Source organism: Pseudomonas petroselini (assembly GCF_045037875.1).
GTDB classification, from domain to species: Bacteria; Pseudomonadota; Gammaproteobacteria; order Pseudomonadales; family Pseudomonadaceae; genus Aquipseudomonas; species Aquipseudomonas petroselini.
In genome coordinates this window covers 5,022,964-5,045,264 of sequence record NZ_CP173614.1, presented here as the reverse complement: position 1 = coordinate 5,045,264, position 22,301 = coordinate 5,022,964, and the positions used below count along the sequence as shown (strand labels likewise).

Annotated in this window: 23 protein-coding genes; 11 read left to right on the top strand and 12 right to left on the bottom strand. The window is 50.2% G+C overall.

What is annotated here, in order from left to right:
• Nucleotides 1-54 precede the first annotated feature (54 nt).
• The 4 genes from ACI512_RS23120 to ACI512_RS23105 form a co-directional block, all read right to left on the bottom strand.
• Entirely contained in the window at nucleotides 55-2,214 is a 2,160-nt protein-coding gene (locus tag ACI512_RS23120; RefSeq protein ID WP_064052017.1) for a YecA family protein, read from the bottom strand.
• Between the two features lie 110 nt (nucleotides 2,215-2,324).
• Entirely contained in the window at nucleotides 2,325-2,621 is a 297-nt protein-coding gene (locus tag ACI512_RS23115; RefSeq protein ID WP_032900667.1) for a hypothetical protein, read from the bottom strand.
• 308 nt (nucleotides 2,622-2,929) lie between these two features.
• Entirely contained in the window at nucleotides 2,930-3,184 is a 255-nt protein-coding gene (locus ACI512_RS23110; RefSeq protein ID WP_003191479.1) for a hypothetical protein, read from the bottom strand.
• Nucleotides 3,185-3,765: 581 nt separating this feature from the next.
• Nucleotides 3,766-3,939: a hypothetical protein gene (locus ACI512_RS23105; protein WP_231809301.1), complete on the bottom strand. Its 174-nt coding sequence runs from the start codon at nucleotides 3,937-3,939 to the stop codon at nucleotides 3,766-3,768.
• Nucleotides 3,940-4,307: 368 nt separating this feature from the next.
• Between ACI512_RS23105 and ACI512_RS23100 the strand changes: the two genes are divergently transcribed.
• A complete protein-coding gene (locus ACI512_RS23100) occupies nucleotides 4,308-4,436 on the top strand; it encodes a hypothetical protein (protein WP_256324232.1) in 129 nt (42 codons plus the stop codon).
• Nucleotides 4,437-4,635: 199 nt separating this feature from the next.
• Here the strand turns inward: ACI512_RS23100 and ACI512_RS23095 are convergent, their stop codons facing one another.
• From ACI512_RS23095 to ACI512_RS23075, 5 genes are all read right to left on the bottom strand, one after another.
• The gene (locus tag ACI512_RS23095; RefSeq protein WP_236383610.1) at nucleotides 4,636-5,844 is read right to left on the bottom strand and encodes a hypothetical protein; all 1,209 of its coding nucleotides are present in this window, start codon (nucleotides 5,842-5,844) and stop codon (nucleotides 4,636-4,638) included.
• A gap of 109 nt (nucleotides 5,845-5,953) precedes the next feature.
• Nucleotides 5,954-6,322 (bottom strand): hypothetical protein, encoded by a 369-nt coding sequence (locus ACI512_RS23090; RefSeq protein WP_122256283.1) that lies wholly within the window; start codon nucleotides 6,320-6,322, stop codon nucleotides 5,954-5,956.
• 539 nt (nucleotides 6,323-6,861) lie between these two features.
• Nucleotides 6,862-6,990: a hypothetical protein gene (locus ACI512_RS23085; RefSeq protein WP_268947466.1), complete on the bottom strand. Its 129-nt coding sequence runs from the start codon at nucleotides 6,988-6,990 to the stop codon at nucleotides 6,862-6,864.
• Nucleotides 6,991-7,233: 243 nt separating this feature from the next.
• Nucleotides 7,234-8,514: a translesion error-prone DNA polymerase V subunit UmuC gene (gene umuC, locus ACI512_RS23080; RefSeq protein ID WP_236383613.1), complete on the bottom strand. Its 1,281-nt coding sequence runs from the start codon at nucleotides 8,512-8,514 to the stop codon at nucleotides 7,234-7,236.
• Nucleotides 8,501-8,932, bottom strand: coding sequence for a LexA family transcriptional regulator (locus ACI512_RS23075; protein WP_065930968.1), 432 nt, complete (start codon nucleotides 8,930-8,932; stop codon nucleotides 8,501-8,503). The genes umuC and ACI512_RS23075 overlap by 14 nt, the downstream gene beginning before the upstream one ends.
• A 99-nt stretch (nucleotides 8,933-9,031) precedes the next feature.
• On the opposite strand from ACI512_RS23075, the gene ACI512_RS23070 reads away from it, so the two are divergent.
• Both ACI512_RS23070 and ACI512_RS23065 read left to right on the top strand, forming a co-directional pair.
• The gene (locus tag ACI512_RS23070) at nucleotides 9,032-9,742 is read left to right on the top strand and encodes an SOS response-associated peptidase family protein (protein ID WP_405121371.1); all 711 of its coding nucleotides are present in this window, start codon (nucleotides 9,032-9,034) and stop codon (nucleotides 9,740-9,742) included.
• A gap of 255 nt (nucleotides 9,743-9,997) precedes the next feature.
• Nucleotides 9,998-10,657: a hypothetical protein gene (locus ACI512_RS23065; protein ID WP_236383813.1), complete on the top strand. Its 660-nt coding sequence runs from the start codon at nucleotides 9,998-10,000 to the stop codon at nucleotides 10,655-10,657.
• Nucleotides 10,658-10,753: 96 nt separating this feature from the next.
• Here ACI512_RS23065 and ACI512_RS23060 read toward each other — a convergent pair whose 3' ends face one another.
• Nucleotides 10,754-11,089 (bottom strand): hypothetical protein, encoded by a 336-nt coding sequence (locus ACI512_RS23060; protein WP_236383812.1) that lies wholly within the window; start codon nucleotides 11,087-11,089, stop codon nucleotides 10,754-10,756.
• 170 nt (nucleotides 11,090-11,259) lie between these two features.
• Complete coding sequence (locus tag ACI512_RS23055) at nucleotides 11,260-11,754, bottom strand: hypothetical protein (RefSeq protein ID WP_236383811.1); 495 nt, start codon at nucleotides 11,752-11,754, stop codon at nucleotides 11,260-11,262.
• A gap of 198 nt (nucleotides 11,755-11,952) precedes the next feature.
• On the opposite strand from ACI512_RS23055, the gene ACI512_RS23050 reads away from it, so the two are divergent.
• Complete coding sequence (locus tag ACI512_RS23050; RefSeq protein WP_236383810.1) at nucleotides 11,953-12,399, top strand: hypothetical protein; 447 nt, start codon at nucleotides 11,953-11,955, stop codon at nucleotides 12,397-12,399.
• A gap of 151 nt (nucleotides 12,400-12,550) precedes the next feature.
• Entirely contained in the window at nucleotides 12,551-13,012 is a 462-nt protein-coding gene (locus ACI512_RS23045; protein WP_236383809.1) for a hypothetical protein, read from the top strand.
• A 193-nt stretch (nucleotides 13,013-13,205) separates the two neighbouring features.
• Here ACI512_RS23045 and ACI512_RS23040 read toward each other — a convergent pair whose 3' ends face one another.
• Nucleotides 13,206-14,171, bottom strand: a complete 966-nt coding sequence (locus tag ACI512_RS23040) for an HNH endonuclease (RefSeq protein ID WP_405121370.1) — start codon at nucleotides 14,169-14,171, stop codon at nucleotides 13,206-13,208.
• A 505-nt stretch (nucleotides 14,172-14,676) separates the two neighbouring features.
• Here ACI512_RS23040 and ACI512_RS23035 point away from each other — a divergent pair.
• From ACI512_RS23035 to ACI512_RS23010, 6 genes are all read left to right on the top strand, one after another.
• Complete coding sequence (locus tag ACI512_RS23035; protein ID WP_405121369.1) at nucleotides 14,677-15,285, top strand: hypothetical protein; 609 nt, start codon at nucleotides 14,677-14,679, stop codon at nucleotides 15,283-15,285.
• 429 nt (nucleotides 15,286-15,714) lie between these two features.
• Nucleotides 15,715-16,014: a hypothetical protein gene (locus ACI512_RS23030; RefSeq protein WP_231809798.1), complete on the top strand. Its 300-nt coding sequence runs from the start codon at nucleotides 15,715-15,717 to the stop codon at nucleotides 16,012-16,014.
• Between the two features lie 136 nt (nucleotides 16,015-16,150).
• Entirely contained in the window at nucleotides 16,151-16,933 is a 783-nt protein-coding gene (locus tag ACI512_RS23025) for a DUF4253 domain-containing protein (RefSeq protein WP_231809797.1), read from the top strand.
• Nucleotides 16,934-17,195: 262 nt separating this feature from the next.
• Nucleotides 17,196-18,413 carry a DUF1444 family protein gene (locus ACI512_RS23020; protein WP_405121368.1) on the top strand — a complete coding sequence of 406 codons (1,218 nt, stop codon included), beginning with the start codon at nucleotides 17,196-17,198 and terminating at the stop codon, nucleotides 18,411-18,413.
• 678 nt (nucleotides 18,414-19,091) lie between these two features.
• Nucleotides 19,092-20,732 carry a methyl-accepting chemotaxis protein gene (locus tag ACI512_RS23015; protein WP_236382696.1) on the top strand — a complete coding sequence of 547 codons (1,641 nt, stop codon included), beginning with the start codon at nucleotides 19,092-19,094 and terminating at the stop codon, nucleotides 20,730-20,732.
• Between the two features lie 289 nt (nucleotides 20,733-21,021).
• Complete coding sequence (locus tag ACI512_RS23010) at nucleotides 21,022-22,299, top strand: DUF2254 domain-containing protein (protein ID WP_236382694.1); 1,278 nt, start codon at nucleotides 21,022-21,024, stop codon at nucleotides 22,297-22,299.
• The last annotated feature ends 2 nt before the right edge of the window (nucleotides 22,300-22,301 follow it).

Sequence of the window (22,301 nt, the reverse complement as noted above, 5' to 3'; positions counted from 1 at the left end):
TTGGCACCAGAGGGCCGGCGCGCTCCGCGTGCTTTAGGCAGCCAATGAGCGCTTTTACAGGCAGCACCTCTTGTATTTTGAGCCGCTTCCACAAGGACATTGGTCGTTGCGCCCATGTCTCTTTGGAACCAATGCTCTCTCGACCATTTTCATTGCCGAACCCAGCGATGAAGAAGGCTTCATTGCCTTCGTCAACTCATCCATTTCTGACGATTGCTCCCACGGAAAATCGAGCGTGATACCGAATTGAATCTCCCCTTGAAGCCCCACTGAAACTCCAAACCAGTTCGCGGTTCGCTGAGCGTATTTGCGTTTCGCACAATGGAGTTCCAAGGTTCTGACGGCTGCTTCACTAGGCGTCGGGTTGCAATGGAAACAGATGCCAGTACCTGGTTCAGTCATCCCAAGTACGAAGTCATGTCGCTGACCATCCATCTTTCCCATCTTGGTCAGCCCATCAATAGCCCGATGAACCGTAATACATGAGTCTCCGTCCATGGAAAGAAGCGTGAAGCCCAATTCTAGTACCGCTGGATGGGGGCGGCGCTCTATCTGCTCAATCAATCGCTCGTAGTATGTGCCCTTCATCTTGGTCAAAATTCCTGGCGGCACACGCTGGCCAGGAAGGCCTTCACGCCGAACAGTCATGGCCGTATCTAGGTCGGCTGCGATTGAGTCTTCCAGCATCACTATATTGTATTGCTCGTCGAGAAAGAGGTTGCATCGAAGGTGGTACGCAAGAGCAGTGAGCTCATGCCCCATCATCAATTTTTGTGCCGACTCTAGCCGCATACGGACGTAGCTAATGAAGCGCAATGGCGTATCCAGCATTTCTGCTAGGACATCCAGCAGGAAAACGTCCATCACGAAAGGGGGACGGATGATCTCATCGGCAGAATATTTGAGGTACTGGCTGACTTGAAACGCCAATGCGGGGTAGTGGTCGGATACCACGCAGAATGGATAGATCTCCTTGATCGTCTCTGGGAGCACGACAGCTTGGCCACTATCATTTTCTAAGCGACATTTGCCTGAGAGGATGGCCGCCGCACACTCAGCCCCTTGGTCGTAGGCCTTTTGAATCGCTGCGGCAAAATCAGCCTTGATCTGTCCGTCGCTACCTTTGCGGGCAGCAAGAGTTAACTTTTTGGCTTTTGCCTGAACGATGATGACTCGGTCACCAAAGATGACCAGAACGTCCGCCTCGGCGACAATCCGTTTGCCCTCGTAGATATTGACGTTTGTGTGAACATTCGCTTTTCCGAAAACCGCTGCCAGGCGACATTGAGAGAATTGTTCAGTGAATGCGCCTCGATTGTCGGACGCTTGTTGCCTGTAAGCTTTATCCTGGTGCATCCAGAAGAAAGGTGACTCGTACAGCGCTTCATAGATCGCGTAATGAGAGAACAGTAAGACCGAATCCCGCCCTGTCGGCAGCAGTGGGGTTGCAGCTACCTGATTAAAGTCTCCCACTTCATTAAATTGGCCATTATCGCCACTGAAGGTTAGAGCTTTGAAAACGGCTTCAACAACAGCGAGCTCTTGACCAGAACGCGCAGCGATCTCTTGTGCGGTGAACTCGAAGAGTGCCAGCACCGATGCTGCAGGTAGCTCCCCTATCTTGGCTCCGCCACCTACTTGCGCTCCTTTGGTCGCTCTGACGTCCATCAATGAACACATTGCACTCGCCACTTGCAATGCCTGTGCACTGCTAAACGCCATGGCCCGAACCAACCAGTCATCATCCTGTGCATGTTTCTCAGCAAAAAAATCTCGATACTGGAAGCTGTAAGCTGACTCGGTGCCATAGAAAATCGGCTCCTTCATCATGGCGCCTTTCCAAATGTCACTCATGGCGATGCCTTGCTGAGCTTGAGGCATAAGCTCGCCGATCATAAGGCCGGTCATTGCGTCGTGAAGCTCACTCATCAACTCATCAGTACGCGAGGCGTAGCTTCTCAGCGTGGCTTCATCAACTTCAGTTAGATCTAGAGGTTGACGCGACATCAACCCCAAGATCGTAGTTATTTCATTCCGATTGAGCCTTTTGCGGTCGAAGAGATGCTCAATATCAGAAGACTTATGCTCACCTTGAAAAGACACTAAGTTGTCGCGATAACAGATGCCAGCCATGGCATGAGCGTACCCTGGCTTGGCCGCCAGAGCTGCTAAATCATCAATGACGTCAGCTTCGCTTCGGTGCATGGGATGCATGGCTGATACCCTCAGAACTTATGATTTATGAATAGCTCGGAAGGGAACACTTCGGCTAGAAAACCCGCCAAAGACCCTCTGAGAGAACCGTCGTCGAAAACAGTAAGCCTTTAGGTCGTACCTGCGCCCCACGCCCAGTCACCACCTACCACAATGAAGATCTCAGACTTCAAAAGTCGCGCTCGGAAGGCAGCTTGTACCGAATTACGGACATCGTTTCGTACAGCAACTGCGCTGGTGCCGTTAAAGAAACCCATCGTAGAGGTGGTGGGAATGACTACATGCTGCCCCTCGTCCGCCTTAACCACCTTTGCTAGGCCGATCCGCTGAAGATCTGCATAGGCGCTTTCGTAGTCCTTCGAAGAGGCGTTCTTCAAATCAAACGTGCAATAGACCAAATAGCTCATAGTACAAACTCCTGGATAACTCACGCTCAATGAGATTGGGGGCCAGCCCATCCAGCAGCCGGCTTACCCAAGAGCGAGAAACCTAACCTATAGCCTCTTCCTACTGGGTGTGGCACACCGAGGAGCACGTCCGGCAGCCGTTCGACTGCGGGTATGTGTTGCGAGCCTGACGCACGGCAGTCACACAGCTGCTGTGTTGGCCCAAATCGAGGCGGTTCTGCAATGCCGGCAAGAAAATGCATGAACTGGTATGCACTTCATGATCGCCATTGTTTTGGGCATTGCGGTTAACGTAATACTGAGCCATCTCACTCACCCCGCTGTTTATTCGATTGGGCAAGTACCGAGGCCGCGAGGGTCTTGGTGGTGGCGTTGTATTTATTGCTGTCGAGGACGTGGCTTGCTTTGGTCTCCATGTCAGCACCAGTTTGTTTACCGCTGGAGGCTTGGGCCATTGCCGACCCCGCTAATTCTTTCTGAATCGCGGAGGAGCTGTCGCTACGCAGGATTTTGGAGGCCAGGCTGGCCACGGGAGTCGAGGTTTGTTTGGTATTTTTAGGCACGGTTAGGTGCTCCTGTATTTGCATAAAAAATTTGCATAAGCAGGAGCAACCCTTGAGCGGAAAACCGAGCCGGATAGTTGACATCCAAAGTCGGATTTTTCTCTAATGCGCATCCCACCGATGTTCGCATTGGTTCAGGGTAGGCAGGTATGTGTGCTCGGCGACCAAACTTCGCACACATACCTGCTGTCTTTACTGAATCCTCAGCTCACTCGAAAAACACTACATATAGATGTGCCTCTCTGGTGTAGCTACAAGATAGTGTGGTCGATTTTACTTTGCAAGATCACAAGGCTGTGGATAACGTGTATGTAAATTGCAATTTGGATCCATTTTGATGCTGTATGGATGCCCAGGCCTTCTAAATCGGGGGCTAAGAGCCATAACAGCCGAAACAACTTGTAATACTCTCCGTCCTTACCGTCGATTTACCTTTAAAAGTGCGGCGATCAGCATTCGAAAATGACGATTATATGACGTCATTTTTTTGTTTCATCACGTCAGTAACCGTCGGTTTCCAAGCTCTTACTCCAGTTGCCCCAACGCTTTGATCCGGCAAAAGTTTTTCCAGTGGTCGTACTCTAAGCAGAGCCTTCGCTGAGCGTGTAGTTGATGACCACATCATCGTGAATCAGGATGGCGAGCGTTATCTCAATTCCTGTCGTCATCACCTCCATGGTGGTCACGATTGGAGCAGCACAAGAACCACCAACTATCTTCATCGCTGATCCACCTTCGTCGTGCAGCCGGCGCATCGCCCAGGCCTGCCTGGCAGTTACAGTGGCTGTCCTGAGAGCTACTTCTCCCCAGCGCCGGACACTTCATCCTAAATACCCATCACCTGTCAGCCACCAGAGTCTTCAAAAGCGAAAGCACGCCTTCGGAAAATTCTCCAATTTGCCGCAAATTCTTCAGCAAAAACTCTTCCGTGGTGTACTTAAAACCAAGGTCGGAACAGACAATTGGGCGTTATTTTTGTGGATGTCTGGACTGGTTAGGTGGCGTCGCTGAGAGACACAAATTCCCTCGCCAGTTCCCTATTGGTGATTGGTGCTGGGGTTGATACTGGCCTCACCCGCACTGCTGCCGCTTGCGGGCTAATCTACCAACGAGGACACAGATCATGAGCAGTAAATCAGACAACGACAATCGCTCGAATCAATTAAATGAGAACAATGACGCGTATTGGCAGTCTCGTGATTACGACGAGCGCCCTGAAGATTGGGAAGATCGCTCGGGCGAGGAGAACTGATATGACAAGCCGACGTAAAGCTCCAGAGGACGCACGATCCGACCAAAAGAACTCCAATCCTGGCTCGCCTGGAACAAACCCAATTTGGGATAAGGCTCAAGGTAATCGAGGCAAGCAGTTAAACCCAAACCAGCGCAGTGGTAAGACTTAACAGTCTGCACTCTATGGTGCTTGAGGCTGCCGTTTGGCAGCCTCGACTTCATGGTGAGGTCATAGGTTTTCCGAGAGCGGTGCGGGCGAAGCGATACTCCCATCTGTAGGCATCCATGATTCCAATGATGTGCTCAGCATCCATTCCAACGTCCACCAATCCCTGACGAATGAGGGAGAGAGTTTCGCCAATGCGTAGAATCACTGCCTGAGTCCATGTGTAGCCCTCATTGCCCTCGAAAGGCTCGTCGCTCAACCTAGCTTTTTCAATGGTTACTGCATGAGCAAGGCTTTTCAAGGTTCCAAACTGGGGGCGTCCCTTTTTGCGTTGCTCCCAGTTTCTCAACAGTCTGATCCGGGAGCTTGCCTCTGTGTTTCGATCATGGTTGTGCCGAGCCCAAAGATTTCCAAGGAAGGTAATCGCCCTCTGTTTTTGTTCCCACCCTGCTTGTTTCGCTAGGTGTTCAAGTGCGCAGGTTGTTGAATTGTTCCACTCGCCAGATATGGGTTCAATGGCGGGCAGTATGCTGTTCAATGGCGTGACTTCTTCCATTCCGTCTCGAACCGTCATCTCCCAAATATCCACCACTGTATCCGCCACCATCCAGGCAAGCATACGCATCAAAACCGCGACCCTATCTGCAATGATCACGTGCTGTGTTATCTCGTCATTGGCTATTTCTTCATCCCTGAGTTCATCCAAGCGAGCGTGCAGACATGCTCGTACGGTGGGACAGCCAACACGCTCAACTATGGGGGATTTGGCGTAAGCTTGAAACTGTGCCGTTACGCTTCTATCAATATGCATGTCCACCGCGTTAAGTAATTCAGCGTCACGGACAATATCGATCCAAAAGTCGCATGGTACTTGATTGATAAATAACCGGGACGTGAGCAATGCGCGCCACTCATGTGCAGGCTGCCAGCTATAGTCTTTTCTGCCCTCATCAATAAGGTTTTGCAGCACTTCCTGGTGCGGTGTATCCCTAAAAAGACGCAGTAGAGTTCCACGAGATGGCAGGTGGTGCGGTTCGCTGATGAGTTTTGCTATTGTCTTGTCGCTCGGTACAAAAGGTTTTTGCTGGCGGGCATTACTCAAGACTTCTTTCAGGGAGGTATCAAGTAAATGCAAAACGGCTTCTACGGGCATCAACAAAGCGTTGCTATTGATTACTCGGATTGTTCTTTGCTCGCTATCCAATGCTTGGATAAAGTCACAAAGTGTTTCGACAGATACGAGGAGGGGAGGGCTTTCCATGGCATACACTCGAGCAAGATCATAGCGTCGTACGATATGAGCATTGCATTTAGCAATGACCCATCAACAACTGATTGAGAGCGGTAAGTGGCCCAATCTAAGGTTGCATTCAGTTCGTGGCGGTAGTTGTGCCGGGCGTAGGGCCTTCGCTGAACGTGTAGTTGATGACCACGTCATTTCGGATCAAGACGTCGAGGGTCTTCTGAATGCCAGTAGTCGTCACCTTCATAGTGACCACGTAGCTTTGGGCATGGGCTGAGCCATTGGTGTAGGTGTAGATCCACTTTTCGCCAGTCTCGCTGACAGCACTCTTGGCGTAGGGCTCACCAAACAGGGACTTCAACTCAGTAGTCGTCGTTTTGCCTTTGGTGATGCTCGCTACACTGGCCGACGGAAAGTCTCGTCCTGCGGTGTAGTGGGACGTAGCGCAACCGCCAAGTGCGACACATATCCCCATTACTGCGATGAGCTTTTTCATATTCATCCTTGATCTTAGAAAGCTCCCAATCTAGCTGGCATTGAGGCTAAAAGCCATCACCACCTTGATCACCTTCGCTGGCGGTCGCCTACGGTGCACTAGACGCATAAGCAAACGTGCTTTTACCCAAGGTGACCAGAGTAAAATTCCCGGTGTCTTAAGCTCAAAATCATGGGCGCAAATATGCTTTCGCGTGGGGCGATGCTCTCGGTTAGCAGCCGACTGGTCGTTTTTCTGGAGCAGCCTGCGAAGGCTGTTTGCAGCCAAAAGCTATCGTTCAGTTTGTTTGCGAAACAGGGGCGGTTCAGTTACCAGTAGAGTTGAAATAAATTATGAACAACGAGCCTAGATTACATCTAAAAATCGCACGGTAATTCAGTTTTTAGGAAATGCCGCAATGATTAAATTCGATCTATCGTTGTAGCGCTCGTAGAGCACGTAGTGATTGTTAGATAAATTGAAATTGCAGGCTATGCATCCACCCCCTGGAAACTCCAATGACAAAAGCTACCATTAAAGTAGCTTCTGCCAGCGACAAGCTATTTTTTTGTAGACTTGCTAGGCGTCAAGTCAGGATTGTTACTTGGCGTGTCTTTATTGTCACGACGACGCTTATCAACTTCGCCGGTTGATTTGGCAATCGGTTTGGGGCCTGGTTTAAGCGCCATAAAATCTCTCCTTGATGTTGGTTTTATTTTAGTTGCTGCGGGATCATCCTATTGGTACGGACGGATACTTTCAATAGGTAAGAGATGCTTGATTTTAGGTATGTGAAAAATCGAATTAGCTTTGGCTCATCTACTGGAAATCTAACGACAGGTAACGTCTTGATTTTACGTTCATTGGTTACATCTTGCAGGTAGCACTGCACCTCCGGAATCATTCGAGCATAGCCAGACCGCACCTGTCTGCTACCTAGCCTTTACCATCCACAACTGATCCACCTTTGTCGTGTAGCTCTGACTCATCAACTCTCGACGCATCGCCCAACCTGGCGCCACCGGAACACTCGCAACTCGTAAAACTCCCTTTCCCCAACGTCCATTGATCTCATCCAGAACGCTCATGACCTTGTCTGCCATCACCGGCTGCGATTGCGCGAACAGATCATCGGTGAATTCCCCTGGCTGTCGTAGATCCATCAGCAGAACCTCCGCCTTGCTGTACTTGAAGCCTGGTCGGAAGAGGCGATTGACAGCCTCGGTTGCAGCCTTGGTCATGAGTCGAACATCGTTTGTCGGGTAGGGTAGTTCGACCAGTGCGCCGTTCGCATACTTCGCTTCTTCGGAATTGAACATGCCTGTCCTAATACTCACGCGGATCTTCTTGCACAGCGAGTTTTGCGCTCTGAGCTTTTCCGCCGCGCGTTGCGTGTAGGTGGCGACGGCCTCCTTGATCGGCTCGATCTGCGTCAACCGGGTGCCGAACATCCTGCTACAGCAAATCTCTTGCTTGGGTGGGTCTGCTTCACCCAGTTCCAGACATGAAGTGCCGGCAAGCTCGCGAGCAGTCTTCTCGATCACCACACTGAATTTCTGGCGAAGCATCCACGGATCGGCTTTCGCCAAGTCCATGGCGGTCTTGATGCCCATCGTTTCCAGGTGTGCCTTCATGCGCCTGCCGACTCCCCAGACTTCTCCAACATCGGTGTTGCGCAGCGTCCAGTCCCGTTTGAAAGGGTCGCACAGATCTACCACACCCCCAGTGATGTCCAGCAGTCGCTTGGCGGTATGGTTGGCGAGCTTGGCCAGTGTCTTGGTGCGTGCGATGCCTACACCGACAGGAATGCCTGTGCGCTTGAAAAGAGTGGAACGCATATGCCGCCCAAAGGCAGATAGATCGCCTGGGAGGCCAGTGAGATCGGCAAACGCCTCATCGATGCTGTAGACCTCGAGCGCTGGCACCATCGATTCGATGATCGTCATGACCCGTTCGCTCATGTCGCCGTATAAAGCGTAATTACTGCTGAAGGCCACGATTCCATGCCGGCGTAGATGGTCTTTGATCTGGAAGTACGGCTGGCCCATTTTCACAAAGGGTTTGGCGTCGTAGCTGCGCGCAATCACACAGCCGTCGTTGTTGGACAACACCACGATAGGTGTCTTTGCCAGGTCGGGTCTGAACACTCGTTCGCAGCTCGCGTAGAAGCTGTTGCAGTCAATCAGGGCAAAGACGGGCTCACGTGTTGTCATGATCGCGCACGCTGTATTTCACTACACCCCAGATCACCAGATCATCGCCCTCCATCACATGCCTTGCCGGGTACTTTGAATTCTCTGACAACAGCATCACGGCGTTCTCGCGCAAAAGCAGACGCTTGCAGAAGGGCTCGGAGTTGAGTGCTGCGATGACTATATCGCCGCTGACCGCATCGATGCTTCGATCAACAACCACCAGATCCCCTGAATAGATTCCGGCACCCTGCATGCTATCTCCGTCAATCCTCACCAAGTACACGTGCGGCGCGCGGATATCGAATAGCTCATCGAGGGAAATGTGCTTTTCGATGTGATCAGCCGCAGGGGAGGGGAAGCCCGCCGGTACCCTGGACGAATAAAGGGGCAGCTTTTTACCGCCAGTAGCGAGAGGGCCGAGGATGGTGACGCTCATGATGCAAGCCTTAGATTGGTAGACTGTACGTATATACAGTTAACGATTTGCTTCACTTGTGGTCAATCTCATAAGCATCACTATTCGACGGGTGACAGCATGTGCGGACGCTACTCGATCTACGAGTCAATGGATCACTACCTGAAGGAGCTCGCGCCAGAGCAGTTGGTGATCAACGGCTACGATCTTTGGCCAGTGGAGCGATACAACGTCGCACCCTCGACCCGCGTGGAAATTATTCGGCCCGAAGACGAAAAGCTGAGCATTGATAAGGTGAAATGGGGATGGTCGCCATTTTGGGCGAAAGGAAAGCGTCCTGATCCGATAAATGCCAGGGTTGAAACACTCGTGACAGGGAAGTTTTTCAATCAGCTCTGGCCAAACGGTCGCGTCCTTGCACCGGCGAACGGGTGGTTTGAGTGGGTCAAAGATCCGGCTGATCCAAAGAAAAAGCAGCCTTACTTCATAACCCTGAGGGAGCACGCTCCGATGTTCTTCGCTGGTTTAGCTGAGGTTCACCAGGGCTTGGAGCCAGACCCTCGCGACGGCTTCGTCATCATCACCGCCGCCAGCGATCAAGGGATGGTAGATATCCATGATCGGAAACCGCTGGTTTTGGCTCCTGAGCACGCCCGCGAATGGATCGCCTCAGATACTTCCCCTGAACGCGCGCGGGAAATCGCGATGGAACACTGCCGGCCTGCTACCGATTTTCATTGGTATAAGGTGAGCAAGGCTGTGGGTAGCGTTCGTAATCAGGGCCCAGAATTGGTTAAGCCGCTCTCAGGGGCGTCAGACGTCGATGAATGATCAACCTGAGTCGTACATCCCGTTGGCTGTAGATGTTGATGGACGGCAACTGGAGCGTTGTCCTGCCTGTCCATGAGTAGTTTTTGTCAGCTGTCATCAAGAACGGACATCGCTTAAATCAACCGGCAGTTTTGACACCCGGCATACCTGAGACCGTCCAGGTAACGGCTCGTACTGTAGGGGCATGTGGTGGGATTATTCGCCCCGAAGAGTTGGACACCATTCGGGTGGCCTGACATAAATTAAGGACAAAATATGTTCAGCAAATCTCAGATCATTACCATCCCAGTCCTGATCTCATCGGTACTTTTACTCACCGGCTGCCCCCCATCACCGGAATTCACCCAATGGGAACGCACTTCGACCTCTGTAGATGGTGTAAGAGCCGCAATGGCAGAATGTGGCGACCCTGTGGCAGGGCCACAAAACCATTTCCCAATAAACGAACAGATAATTCACTTTCAGTGTATGCAGCGCCTCGGCTTTACCCGTAAAGACGGCTTTGAATACTGTGAAATAATGGAGAATATGCCCGCATGCGTAGAAGAAAGGCAGGGCCGTCCGCTCAGCTTGTCACAGCTCGAATCGTTACCGTTTGTCGAAGATGAAGCATTTCACCCAATCAAGCCTAATTCTGGTCGGGATGAACGTATGCAGGTCTCATGGCGTAAAGCGGGAGCATCACGCCATTTCGAATTCAAGGTAGCTAATGACAGCGAAGCCCTGCCGGTCATGTATACGTGCGGCTATGCGAATCCACTTGGGTCGAATCTGGACGTCGCTAGCATAGGGCGCACTGCAGAAGTGCAGCGTTGCATGATTGATCACGGCTTTGAGCCCAAAAATAAAACTATGCTGGTTTGCCAGACTTACCCACAAGTGACGGGCTGTTCGTCGACAATGCCACCGAGTTGAGCAGGCAGAGAGCAGGGCCGGGAGGGGCTTACTCGTTCAAAATAAGAGAGCGTCCTAGACGCGCGATCTTTCAACTCATGGGCACAATTGGATTTTCTACATCGATTTAACGGATAGCACTTCCACGTATTTGTATTTTTTCTTGGCAGCCTTCACAGCATCTTGTTCTGCGAGCAACGAGCTCAACGTATCAGCCTCGTGAATCAACTCGGTCATTTTTCCCTCAAACTCGTTTCCAACCCGTAGCGTGACCCGCAGCCTTGGCGTAAATGCTTTCGCCACTTTCTTCTTCACTTCGGGAGCTTCTGCTGGCTTTGTAGGTACCTTTTCTGGCTCCGGCTCCTGTACTTGAGGCGCAGATATCTGCTCTTCGGGCTGAGGCGTACCGAATAGGGCACGACGCATTTCTTCTTCAGTTAATTCAGAGCTCATAGAACATCTCAAAGGGGGCGGTAATCAGATCGACGAATTCTACTAGGATGGCTGCTCCAGCGTGTCCTCTGGAAGCATGTATGACCACTGTTAATTCGGGCTACGTGCTCGCAACATTTCAGCGTGGTAGTGGGCCGGATAGCGATAAGAATGATGCAACGTAAGCTAGGCTATTGAGGGCTTAAGGGTGCATCGCTATGGTTGTCTGGCTTCGTCTTCGACAGCTGAGTGAACTGCTCCAATGCGTTTTGGAAGTCCTCCAACGCAAAGCTTATCGGCTTGCTCTCCGCAATCCATTTTGTCGAGATTCCAACTTCCAGTTTGTCCGAAATACTACGACCAAAGCGCCGCCAGTGTACGGTGTCACCTTCGATTACCTGCTCAGCGATCAAGACGATACAGTCGAAATTCATGTCATCGCTACAGACCAGCAACGGCACGATTGTGGAGCTTCCATCCTCCGCCGGGATGATGCGACGGTTCGCAAGAGCGTCTTCGTCTTCGTCGATAAGCCAGATCAGAGAAAGACCAAGGCTTGCGACGTCTGACCATTCGAGATGAGTGGACAGCCATTGCTCAATTCCAATGCCGTCAATCATTAACCATGCGCAAGCGCTCCTGGCGAATCCAGGTCGGTAGTAAGCGGCGCTGATAACTTGGTGCATGGCGAAGTCCTTTAGTACAGTGCGGCTGTGCCACAGAAAATGATGATACTCCATTGGTATCACGCCTATCGTCGTAGCGCCTGCTTCGAGCCGGACGCTTAAACCAGATCAACAGTCCTGACCTCCTTAGCTCCTTGAAGGACAAAGCTGGCACTCTGTACTGTGCAGGATCTGAATAAAACTACAAGGAGGCGTGAGGTGCGCGACAAGCAGATTTGGGAGCTGACAGCGAGCGATCTGCACGATGTTGGGGTATGGTGCTTTCCGATGGACGAATCCGTTGAGGATGAATGCACAGTTCGACCTTGTGTTGAGGGAGTAGGCTTGGCGATGATCGTGCGAGCCGAATTTTGTGATGCCGATGGCACTCGCTATCTGGGGTACGTGCACTGGAGTCTGGTTGAACATATTGGCCATCGACAACCCACGCTGTTCCTCAATGACGGCACAGCTGTCTCGTTCTGGGGAGGAATTGTTAAACCCTCCTGGGATGAATCCTCAGATGAAGCGAAACGGATTTCTTTCCCCATCACATTTAAGTCTGAACCGTTGCTCGGGCTCACGCCGATGGTTGGTTTCCTAGAAGGGATGTATTACTTAGATAGCAATGACCAGATTTCTTGCCTTTCGATAGGTGAAAGTTGAGGACAATAGTTACCCTAATCTGACTTACACCAGTGCTTGAAAGCGGCAAAAAAGCCAGAGCTAGTCGACCAGTTTTGGCCGATTGCTGCCCGTCACAAACGGCAAAAATCGGCCATAAGCAGACAGTCGGATAACCCAGCCAGGGGTTGAGATGAATCAGGCATTGTTAGCAAGAAGGAGGGAAAGTGGGAACGATTTTTTTGGGGGGAGAGGAATCATGTCCTTATCGGCAATAATATTTTCTTCAGAGCAATTGGCCGTCGGAGACTTTAAAGAAGTCATATTGGCCGATGGTGGGCATGTAAGTTCCGGCAAGCCTTTTTGGGGTAGCATCAGTGAGGGTGATTCAGATATTTGGTTAGCTTTGCATTCGAAGGATGTTATTGACGAGTTCTACGATGCTGAAGACCTTCAAGAATGGGAGGATGTCTTGGGGGCCGTGCCGCAAGTGATGATTGAGGTTGATCTTGATCATACTGAACATGCGAAATTAATGTACTTGAAGGTTTTTTTGAGCTTTGCCAAAGCTTGGCCTTGTATTTTGCATGACGTAGATGACGCTGTTCTTTCATATAGTTCAGTTTTAGAGAAATATAAAGCTCTTTTGGGATAGAAGTGAGCCATCAGGGCAACTCGTTAGCAGGGCATCCATCGACCGCTTTTGGCCGGAAGCAGTAGTTCTCGGATGTCCGCTACTGGCCGATTATAGACCTTCGTGAAAGGCAGCAGTCGGCTAAAAGCAGCCCTTCAATGTACTTACCATCAACCACCTCCTTGCGTGCCCTTGAATAGATTGTGTGTATTTATCATAAAGAGGAACTCGCATCCTTAATTTGGCTTTCTTCAATTCTGAAAAAAATTTCAACCTTTTCATTTCTTACAATCGCATTTGAGCTGAAATCAATAACATCTATAGAGGGATTGCCGAATTCTTTATATTCTTCAATAGGCCTCAATGAAGGCGCCAAAGGCATGGCTATATTAGGATTTTCGTTATTTATCGATGGGATTGGAACCTGAAATTGGAAGCTACTAAATGCGAATATTAAAACATACCTGATATTCGTATCCTCAAATTCCGGCTTCGCCTTATATAGCGTACATCTGATAGTGTCTGGATCGGACGGCCCCCGAACCTTCCACTGAATGACTTTCTGTTCTTTAATGAGCGGTACCTGCTCATTAGATAATAACCACTCATTAAGTATAATTGTCTTTACTTTTTCACTTTCCGGCATCAGCGCCAAGGCGATTTTTACGAAGGTTTTATATATCGCAACAGGATAGTAAGCTGGTCTCTCCAAAGTAAACTTTATCAAGTCTTCACTAACTCGAACAAATGCAGGTTCTTCCTGCTCGTCGTTCGGTGATACCGAAACATTGAGCCCCCTATCTTGATCTGTCGTGATATCCAGGCCACTGGAATTATACTTTAAGCGCTTGCGCCCTCTAATGCTATTCATAAGTCTATAAGGGTGAAAGTAATTTGCAAAACTGTCTTCAATTTTTTTTCCAAAGTGCTCATTGCATTTGTCGCACTCCAAGTTGTCAATGAGAGTCCTATTACCTATCAAAAAAGGTATCGCATGAGCAACTTTTTTGAAAGTTGTACTCTTTTCATTTTTGTTGCAGTATCTGCATATCTTATTAAGAACTCCTCCCAGGTAACGTTTTTTTTGACTTGGATTGAGTGTGACATGCTTAATATTTATGTATTCTTTCAGGAAGTTTTTCTCAGCTTTCTTATTGAATTCTTCGAAGCTATAGTTCATGTGCATTCCAAATGCTTTTTTCTCGCGGGGCGCATTTTCGGCCCTAACTTTTCTAGGTAGCGTTATTTTTCATGAGATTGGAGCTATTTACCATTCTGACAAGCACTGCTGTCAGCTTCTAACAGAATTGTATATTGGTTTTCAAATAGGGAGCTAGACAAGGGAACCACTTTCGTGACGGAATCACTGGAAGGGGTGCCAGGCAACGGGGGAATCTGCCGCAACTTTCTTGGATTCCCCCCAGACGTCCGCTTCTGGCCGCAAGCTGACGTTGATCATACCGTGCAAAAGCAGGAAAAAGTGGACGTTAGGCACGAGCCTTTTGAAACTGACGTCGAATTGACCCAGAGGCCTATGCCACTGCCCCATCCCGTCAGTAAATATCTAGCGCTGGTAATAGTTCACAGGGTAGGATCCTGGATCAGTAAAGTTTCTGTAACAGGGCCAATCCAGCACTGGCGATAATAATCTCAGGCGATATACTCGTTTTACCAGAGGTGAAGTAATGCCGTTAGATAAAGATTGGCAGCCAAGTTTTGGGACTATCTTCACGTGGTTCCCCATGGATCGACATGGGCGTATAGCTGTAATGGTGAATAACTGTTTCGGCACTATCCCTTCGAGCTTGTTGGCTATTCCAGAGCTAGAGGAAAAACTCGACAGTATAAATGAGTTTATGTGGGAAGAGTCGCGTGAGTTTCAAAGTTATCCAAAAAACAAGGAGGGTCAAACTCTTTTAGATATATATAGGTTTCGCAGGCACCTCAAACCCTCGTCGCGCGACGAAATGGAACGCATAGTCTTAGAGAGTTCGAACTATTATCAAGAGCTCACGGAGTATTCACTTCCATCAATAAAAGGCTTCTATGTTTATCACGCGCTAGAAGATTACGTGTCCAGCGAAGACAATCCGATTGGTTATGAGGGTGACGCGGAAATTGGAGACTACTTTCGATATTTGATTCCAACGGTATGCGCTAGCATCGAAGACTTCCCTGAAGAATTAAGGTCACTAATCGCCGTATCCGACACATTAGATTTCACAGTTGACCGAGCCATATTTAGCATGTCAATCAATCAGAGTTTTAAGCGATCTTTTAATCAACGGAAGTGAAAGATTAGCAGTTTTTAAAAAGTAGTCGTTTCATCGGCTACGCAGTGAAGCGCTCCTGGATTTGTAGACAAACGGAGTGTCAGCTATTGGCCAATAGCTGTCAGTCGTTCCATAGGCAGCACGCCATCGTGAACTGTGCCGGAATGTGTCTGAAGCCAGTGCTTTTCTTCCGTGCTGTGCTGATTATTGAGCTGGCAGTATTGGACAGGAGAGGGTGGGTTAAGGTTTATCCAAGCGCGGCCATCTGCATGTAAAACCAGGGGGGCAGCTATGGAATTCCCCTTGTCTATTCGTACTTGCGCCTTCAATTGTCCGACGTTGATCCGGGGCGTACTTTCCACCATTGGCGCGGTTGAGCTGCAGACGCTTGGAACGACCCGCTATGCCTGTAAGTCTACCTGTATCTACTCATGGGTAAGGTACAGCGCAATGGATAAGACAGTCACCGTCGATCAACTGGCTACCACCGACCTAAGATCAATCAACGAAATATGGCTCGGCGGGACGCATACCCAGCTATGCCTGTGGCGTGGCGAACAGGTCTTCACCCACGAGATGATGAGCGAGGGTACTCACGATCAGAATATCCGACGCCTGTGCTTGCAGTTGGTCAACTCCGATGATCAAGCTGCCGTGGCCAGCGTTGAGGTAATTGTGCGCGAACGGCTGAAAAATATGAGGAAGGAGGGCGAGTTTTATCCCGCTGAGGAGGCGGACACTCATCAATAAGAAAAAAAGCATCGGGCATTCATGGGGAGTCAATCCAAGGCCCGTTGTCGCTTGGAAGCGTATCTTCCGATGATGATCCTGGAGCGCTTAGGATTACTCACTCAATTCAGTAACACCATGGAGCAGGCCACGGTTTATGGATATCGAATTTCGCGGTAATGGCATGCGTGATAACCCGTCTGTAGGTACATGCGATGAGTACGGCGTGAGCGGGATTACCAGCTTTGACGATTTGACCGAAGCTTGTCGTAAGATTGCTGAGGCGCACCCAGGCTTTAAACTCCTGATCTCGCTCGATGATCTGCACCAAGCTCGCTACACCTCGGGGCATGCGCGCAATAATTTAGGGATGGACGATGCATCGGAGCAGGACATAGCGGGCTTGCCTCCAGAGTGCTTTGAGAATGGTGAATACATAGGCTATCCGACTACGAAAGAGGAGTTCGCAATCTGTCTTCGCAATTTCATGACCCTGGTTGCAGCCACGTCTTTCGAGGATGCTTGTACTCATGGTTTGACGCTAGATCAGCAGGCCCTCCAGGAGTGGATCGGTTACCAGAACAACCCTATCTCTCTTCTAGAGCAGCCTCTTTCAGCGCTCCTGGTACCCGTTCAGCAGTCCTGCCAGGCACTCGCGGCTTTTCCGAATGGCTATTTCACTTCGGATCTGGATCCCGCGAAAAACTTTGCCGTTGCGCGTCATTTTTCAGAAGCGCATGGCTATGAGTTGATGGGCGTAGGTGCTTCTTACATCGGCTTCGTTCGTGCTGAACCGCCTGATACATCACTTGCTAACGTCGTCGCCAAAGACTTCTGTGCGCTCTATAACACTAGCGATGAAAACCTACAGGGACGTGTTTCCAAAGTTGCGCAGGCGATCTCCGGTCGGACGCATCTTTGGCTCCGTTACGTGGAGTGAGCTTCGTCGCTTCCAAAGTCTGGCTGAATAGTTAACGAAGCTTGTGAGAGGTCTGGAGCTTTTTGCCGCCTTGTAGGAGGGCAGTATCCACACATCCACTACAATCAGGCACATGATTGGCGCTGCTCGTTTTCCGCTACGTAACCTCAATTTCGTCTGATAGCTGTCGATATGGAGAGCAGCCGTCCCAAGCTCTGAACAAGTTTAAGCCTACCCAATTCCCGCTGTTTACAATTGCCTGCTGACAAAAAGGATTCTGTACATGCTTTTTTCCCTGCTCGACAAATTCTTCAATCGACCGCTAACTGATGAAGCATTTGCCAAAAAATTTATGGATTCGACTCGTAAAGCTGGCTTCAGCGAGAATATGAATTTTGAGAAGAACGAGTTCCGCATCCGCCATGGGGATGGATCGTACTTCAATCTCCATAATGCCTTTCGCGACTATCAAAATGCAGACAAAGCACAGAAATCCGCCGTTCTGACCGGATACGTATCGACGCTGTTAGAGGCGGGTAGAAAAACCGAGACTGTGTTTGATAATGTCAAAGCACAGCTGCGTCCGGTGATTCGCAACCTTGCCATGCTTGAAGAAATTCGACTGGAACACGCCCGTAAGAATGGCGACAAGCAGTACGATTATGTTTCACAGCCTTTGGGCCGAGACTGCGTTATTCTGCTTGCTGTCGATTCGCCCGAGTCCACTGCCACCCTTACCAATGGCCCCGAAGCACATTGGGGTGTGACGATGGAAGAGGCGGTAAAGATCTCCATCGAGAACCTGCGTGATACGACAAACGAAGCCTTCGGGGAGATTATTCCAGGCCTATACGCTGGGGAGTGGGCGGATGGGTACGACACCAGCAGGGTGTTGTTGCCAGATGTCCTTCAGCGCGTGCCAGTTAAAGGTCGGCCAGTGTTCATGGTGCCCAGTCGAGACGTCCTGATGGTCACTGGAGACAAGGACGAACAGGGAATTCGTCAGATGGTAGAGCTTGCTTTCCAGGCTCTTGAAAGGGGGCGTGCTGTCTCTACCGATATTTACACCTACGAAGGTCGCGATATCATACCGTTTAACTGTGATGATGAAGGGGTCAGCAGTCGGTTGGTTACACTGGAGCATTTGCTGCTGCAGAGTAATTATGCCAATCAGAAAGAGTTGCTCGACAAGCTCAATCTGGAAAAGGGCATCGACATCTTCGTCGCCTCCTACAACCTTTTCCAAATGGCTGACCAACCAAACCAGACGGTATCGATGAGCGCCTGGACAAAAGGTGTGCTGACGCTGTTGCCCAAGACAGATCGCGTCGCGTTGGTTGATCCTGTTGAGGGTGGGGAAGCGACAGTCAAAACCGTCTCCTGGAGTGAACTTGAATCCGAGCTTGGCGATCTGCTGGCTACAGAAGCGGGCTATCCACGTCGCTATCGGACACTGGGATTTCCTTCGGTTGAGCAGCTTAATCGCCTGACTACCTTGTGATCAGTGCTCTACTACTCTGGCGCACTGCAATGGAGGTATCGCTGAGCTGGCAAAGCAGCAGTCGCAATTTATCATTACGATACACTCCCCATTTTGATTGCTTATCCTGGTGGGAAAATTTGGGAGTTTACCGGTGTGGTGTTGGTGGCTTCTCTAGCGCTACTGAGTCGGGCCGCAAGATCAGACTGACTTACTTCAGTTGGCGAGCCGCTGTGCGCGGGCAGGCTGTGGCGAACCGAGCTCCCGCGTCCCGCAGTATCTCGGCCCTACGGGCATCCATCCTTCACGCCTTCGGCTGTACCAGCCTGCGCGCTCCGCTTGCTCCGGTTAAGCTGGAATGGCGCTCTCAGATTCCCAACTGACTCGATCTAGTGGAAGGATCAGAGAAGCATCAGCTATTCAGATTGCTTCGCACCCAACTGGGAAAGGCGGCCTTCAATGGACGAGAAGCTAAATCAGCCAAGTTGGTCTCAGTGAATATTCAACAAGCCTAAAAATGAAGCGCGAATTGTTATTAAAATCAATATTATTTGAGGTTAGGGTGGCAAACATAATAATAAATATATTTAAGCTGCGCGTGAGAAAAAAGCTCAATAATCGTCCCTTCTTGCCGATACCTCTCCTGATCAATGGCGTGCCTCAAGGTTAACCAGATCTCCCCTATGAAGAGAAAGCTCTATGACTTGGTTCCTGAATTTACGCCTTGCGGCAAAACTGTCCATATCATTCTTGATATGCGCATTGATAACTATCGCGATTGGGCTCGTCGGGATGAACGGCAACTCACGGTTGGGTGATGCGATTTCATCTGTATTTAGCAATAACATAACTTCAATTAACAAGGTGAATGAAGCTCTGCAGCAAGTAATTTATCACAATAGAGATCTATACTTGTTGCTGGCACAAAAAGCTGGTAATGCAACTGAGGGGGAACTCGCAGCCACTCAAAAATCATTATCTGACCGCCAGCGTGCTGTAGAGAAAGCATTCGCTATTTATCGTAGCACCCCGCTGCGCGATGACGAAAAGGCCTTAGGTGATAATTTTGAACGGGATTGGCCTGCTTATATAAAAGCGGGAGAGAAGTTCGCCAATACTTTGATGTCGGGGGATTTGCCAGGGGCGAGATTGCAGCTGATAGGAGACGTCAGCGATAAGTACGGTTTCGCTGAGAAAGAGATGCTAGGGATAATTGCATCTAACAATGATCAAGCGGACGATCTCCGAAGTGAAAGCGATGCTCTTATTCAAAGTTCTAAGCTAACGATGATTGCAGGTATGCTAATCGCGTTCGTCCTGGCAATGGGCCTGGGTGTTGTTATTACGCGACTCATTACCCGGCCACTCTCCTATGCAGTATCTGCTGCAGAGCGTATTGCAGGTGGAGATCTTACGCAACGTATTGACGCAGGTAGCCAGGACGAAACCGGGAAATTACTGTCCTCCCTTGATGAGATGCAGGCGAGCCTTCGAAGCACCATTCAAAATATATCCAGTGCATCAGATCAGCTAGCCTCGGCAGCAGAAGAGCTGAGCGTCGTAACGGACGAGAGCACACGAGGTCTTACTCAGCAGAATAGCGAAATCGAACAGGCTGCTACCGCTGTGAATGAAATGACAGCGGCGGTCGATGAAGTCGCTCGCAATGCCGTTTCTACAGCAGAAATATCGCAAAGAACCAATCAAAACGCCATGGCTGGCAAAAGTAAGGTTGGAGAAGCTGTTGTAGCGATTGAAGGAATGGTTGGGGAAATCAACTCATCGAGCTCGCAGGTTCAAGAGCTTGCTCATCAGACGAAAGAAATCAGCAAGGTGCTTGAAGTCATCAGGTCGATTGCTGACCAAACCAATCTCCTAGCTCTGAATGCGGCCATTGAAGCTGCTCGAGCGGGCGAGCAAGGTCGAGGATTTGCAGTAGTAGCTGACGAGGTAAGGGCTCTAGCTCATCGTACCCAATCATCGACTATTGAAATCGAGGGGATGATTAACGCTGCTCAGACAAGCGCTACCTCTGTAGTAGCAACGATGACTAAGAGTCAGAGCCAGGCAGATAACACACGTCAGCTTGCGCAGGCTGCAGGCATTGCTCTGGAGTCAATCACTGAGGGAGTAGCTGCAATCACAGAGCGCAATCTAGTGATCGCAAGCGCGTCAGAAGAGCAGGCACAGGTTGCTCGTGAGGTGGATCGTAACCTCGTCAACATTCAAAGCTTGTCAGCTCAAACTGCTACCGGAGCGCATCAGACAAATGCCTCAAGCCACGAACTCTCGAGGCTAGCAGTATCCTTCAACCAGCTGGTAGCTAAATTTAAGCTTTAGATCCTGTAAAAAAGTGCGCTTTTGCTGGCGCACTTTTCACCCTACGTTACACGAGCGCGGAATAACCTGACGTTCTGATACGGCAATTATCTGAACAGACAACATTAACGTTTTAACAACTTCTCTTCATCAAGTTGCAAGGGTTCATGAACGTTACGCGCGCAATCGCGGCAACACTCATACCTGTGAGATGCTTCATCTCTAGCCAGGATGTAAACCCGTTTCAAATTTCCGATAAAACTTCTGCGCCGCCCGGTACTCAATTGACGTAGTCACTGAAGGATTGCACATGATTGCTCGTTGGCGTTGGGTAACGAATCAACTTACCAAACGGTTGTGGTTCAGAGCCTCCCTGTTTTCCCTTTTAGGGGTGGCTACGGCTCTGCTCGCTGTTGTATTCAAAGACTTCATTCCGGAGTCATTGCCAGCGCGCGTCGGCGCAGATGCCGTAGACAAAATTCTGGGGATCATTGCCTCCAGCATGCTGGCCGTCACAACCTTCTCGTTGAGCACGATGGTCACCGCTTATGGGGCCGCGAGCAGCGGAGTGACACCGCGCGCCACCACCTTGGTAATGGAAGACACCACGACCCAAAATGCCCTCGCCACGTTTATAGGCTCATTCCTGTTTAGCCTGGTGGGGATCATCGCGTTGAGCACGGGTGCTTATGGCACGCAAGGTCGGGTGTTGCTGTTCGCAGTAACGATAATTGTGGTCATCCTGATCGTTTACACCCTCCTGCGCTGGATCGATCACCTGTCAAAGCTCGGAAGGGTTGGGGAAACCATCGACCGCGTCGAGAAGGCTGCGATAGAGGCAATCACTCAACGAGTTCAGTGGCCTTACTTGGGCGGTTCAGCTTACCCGACAGACCTGTCGCTACCTCTCGGCGCAATAACCGTCAAAAGTGAGCTGACTGGTTACGTGCAACATATTGATGTAAGTGCACTCGGAGCTTTCGCGCAGGACGATCAAGTAAAGATTTATCTGGAGGTGCTTCCGGGGACATTTGTGCACGAGGGAATGCCACTCCTTCACATTGTGAGCTTGGGCAACACGATGGCCGGTGATACCGATACTGCAAGAGAGAGGATTCTTGCAACCCTAACCATCGGCGTCCGTCGAACCTTTGAAAATGATCCACGCTTCGGACTTTGTGTGCTCTCGGAAATCGCTTCTCGCGCCTTATCGCCTGCGGTGAACGACCCAGGAACAGCCATCGATGTCATTGGCCGGGGAGTGAGGACTTTAACTCGCTGGGGCAAGCCTCACGTCTCCGGCTCGCAAACAGACCAAGGGTGTAAACAGGTCTTTCTCCGAGGATTGACGGTTGATGATCTGTTCGATGATTTTTTTGCCCCGATCAGCAGGGACGGTGCAGCTTTGCTAGAAGTTAACGTACGCCTGCTGAAAGCCCTCATCAGTCTCGCTGAAATAAACCCAGCGATTTTTAAAGGTGCATGCGACAGGCACGTGGATCTTCTAATCGCTCGTGCGGAGACCACGCTAGCGCTGCAGCATGAGAAGGATCAACTGAGCTCGCTGGCTAGAACGATGACACGATAAGG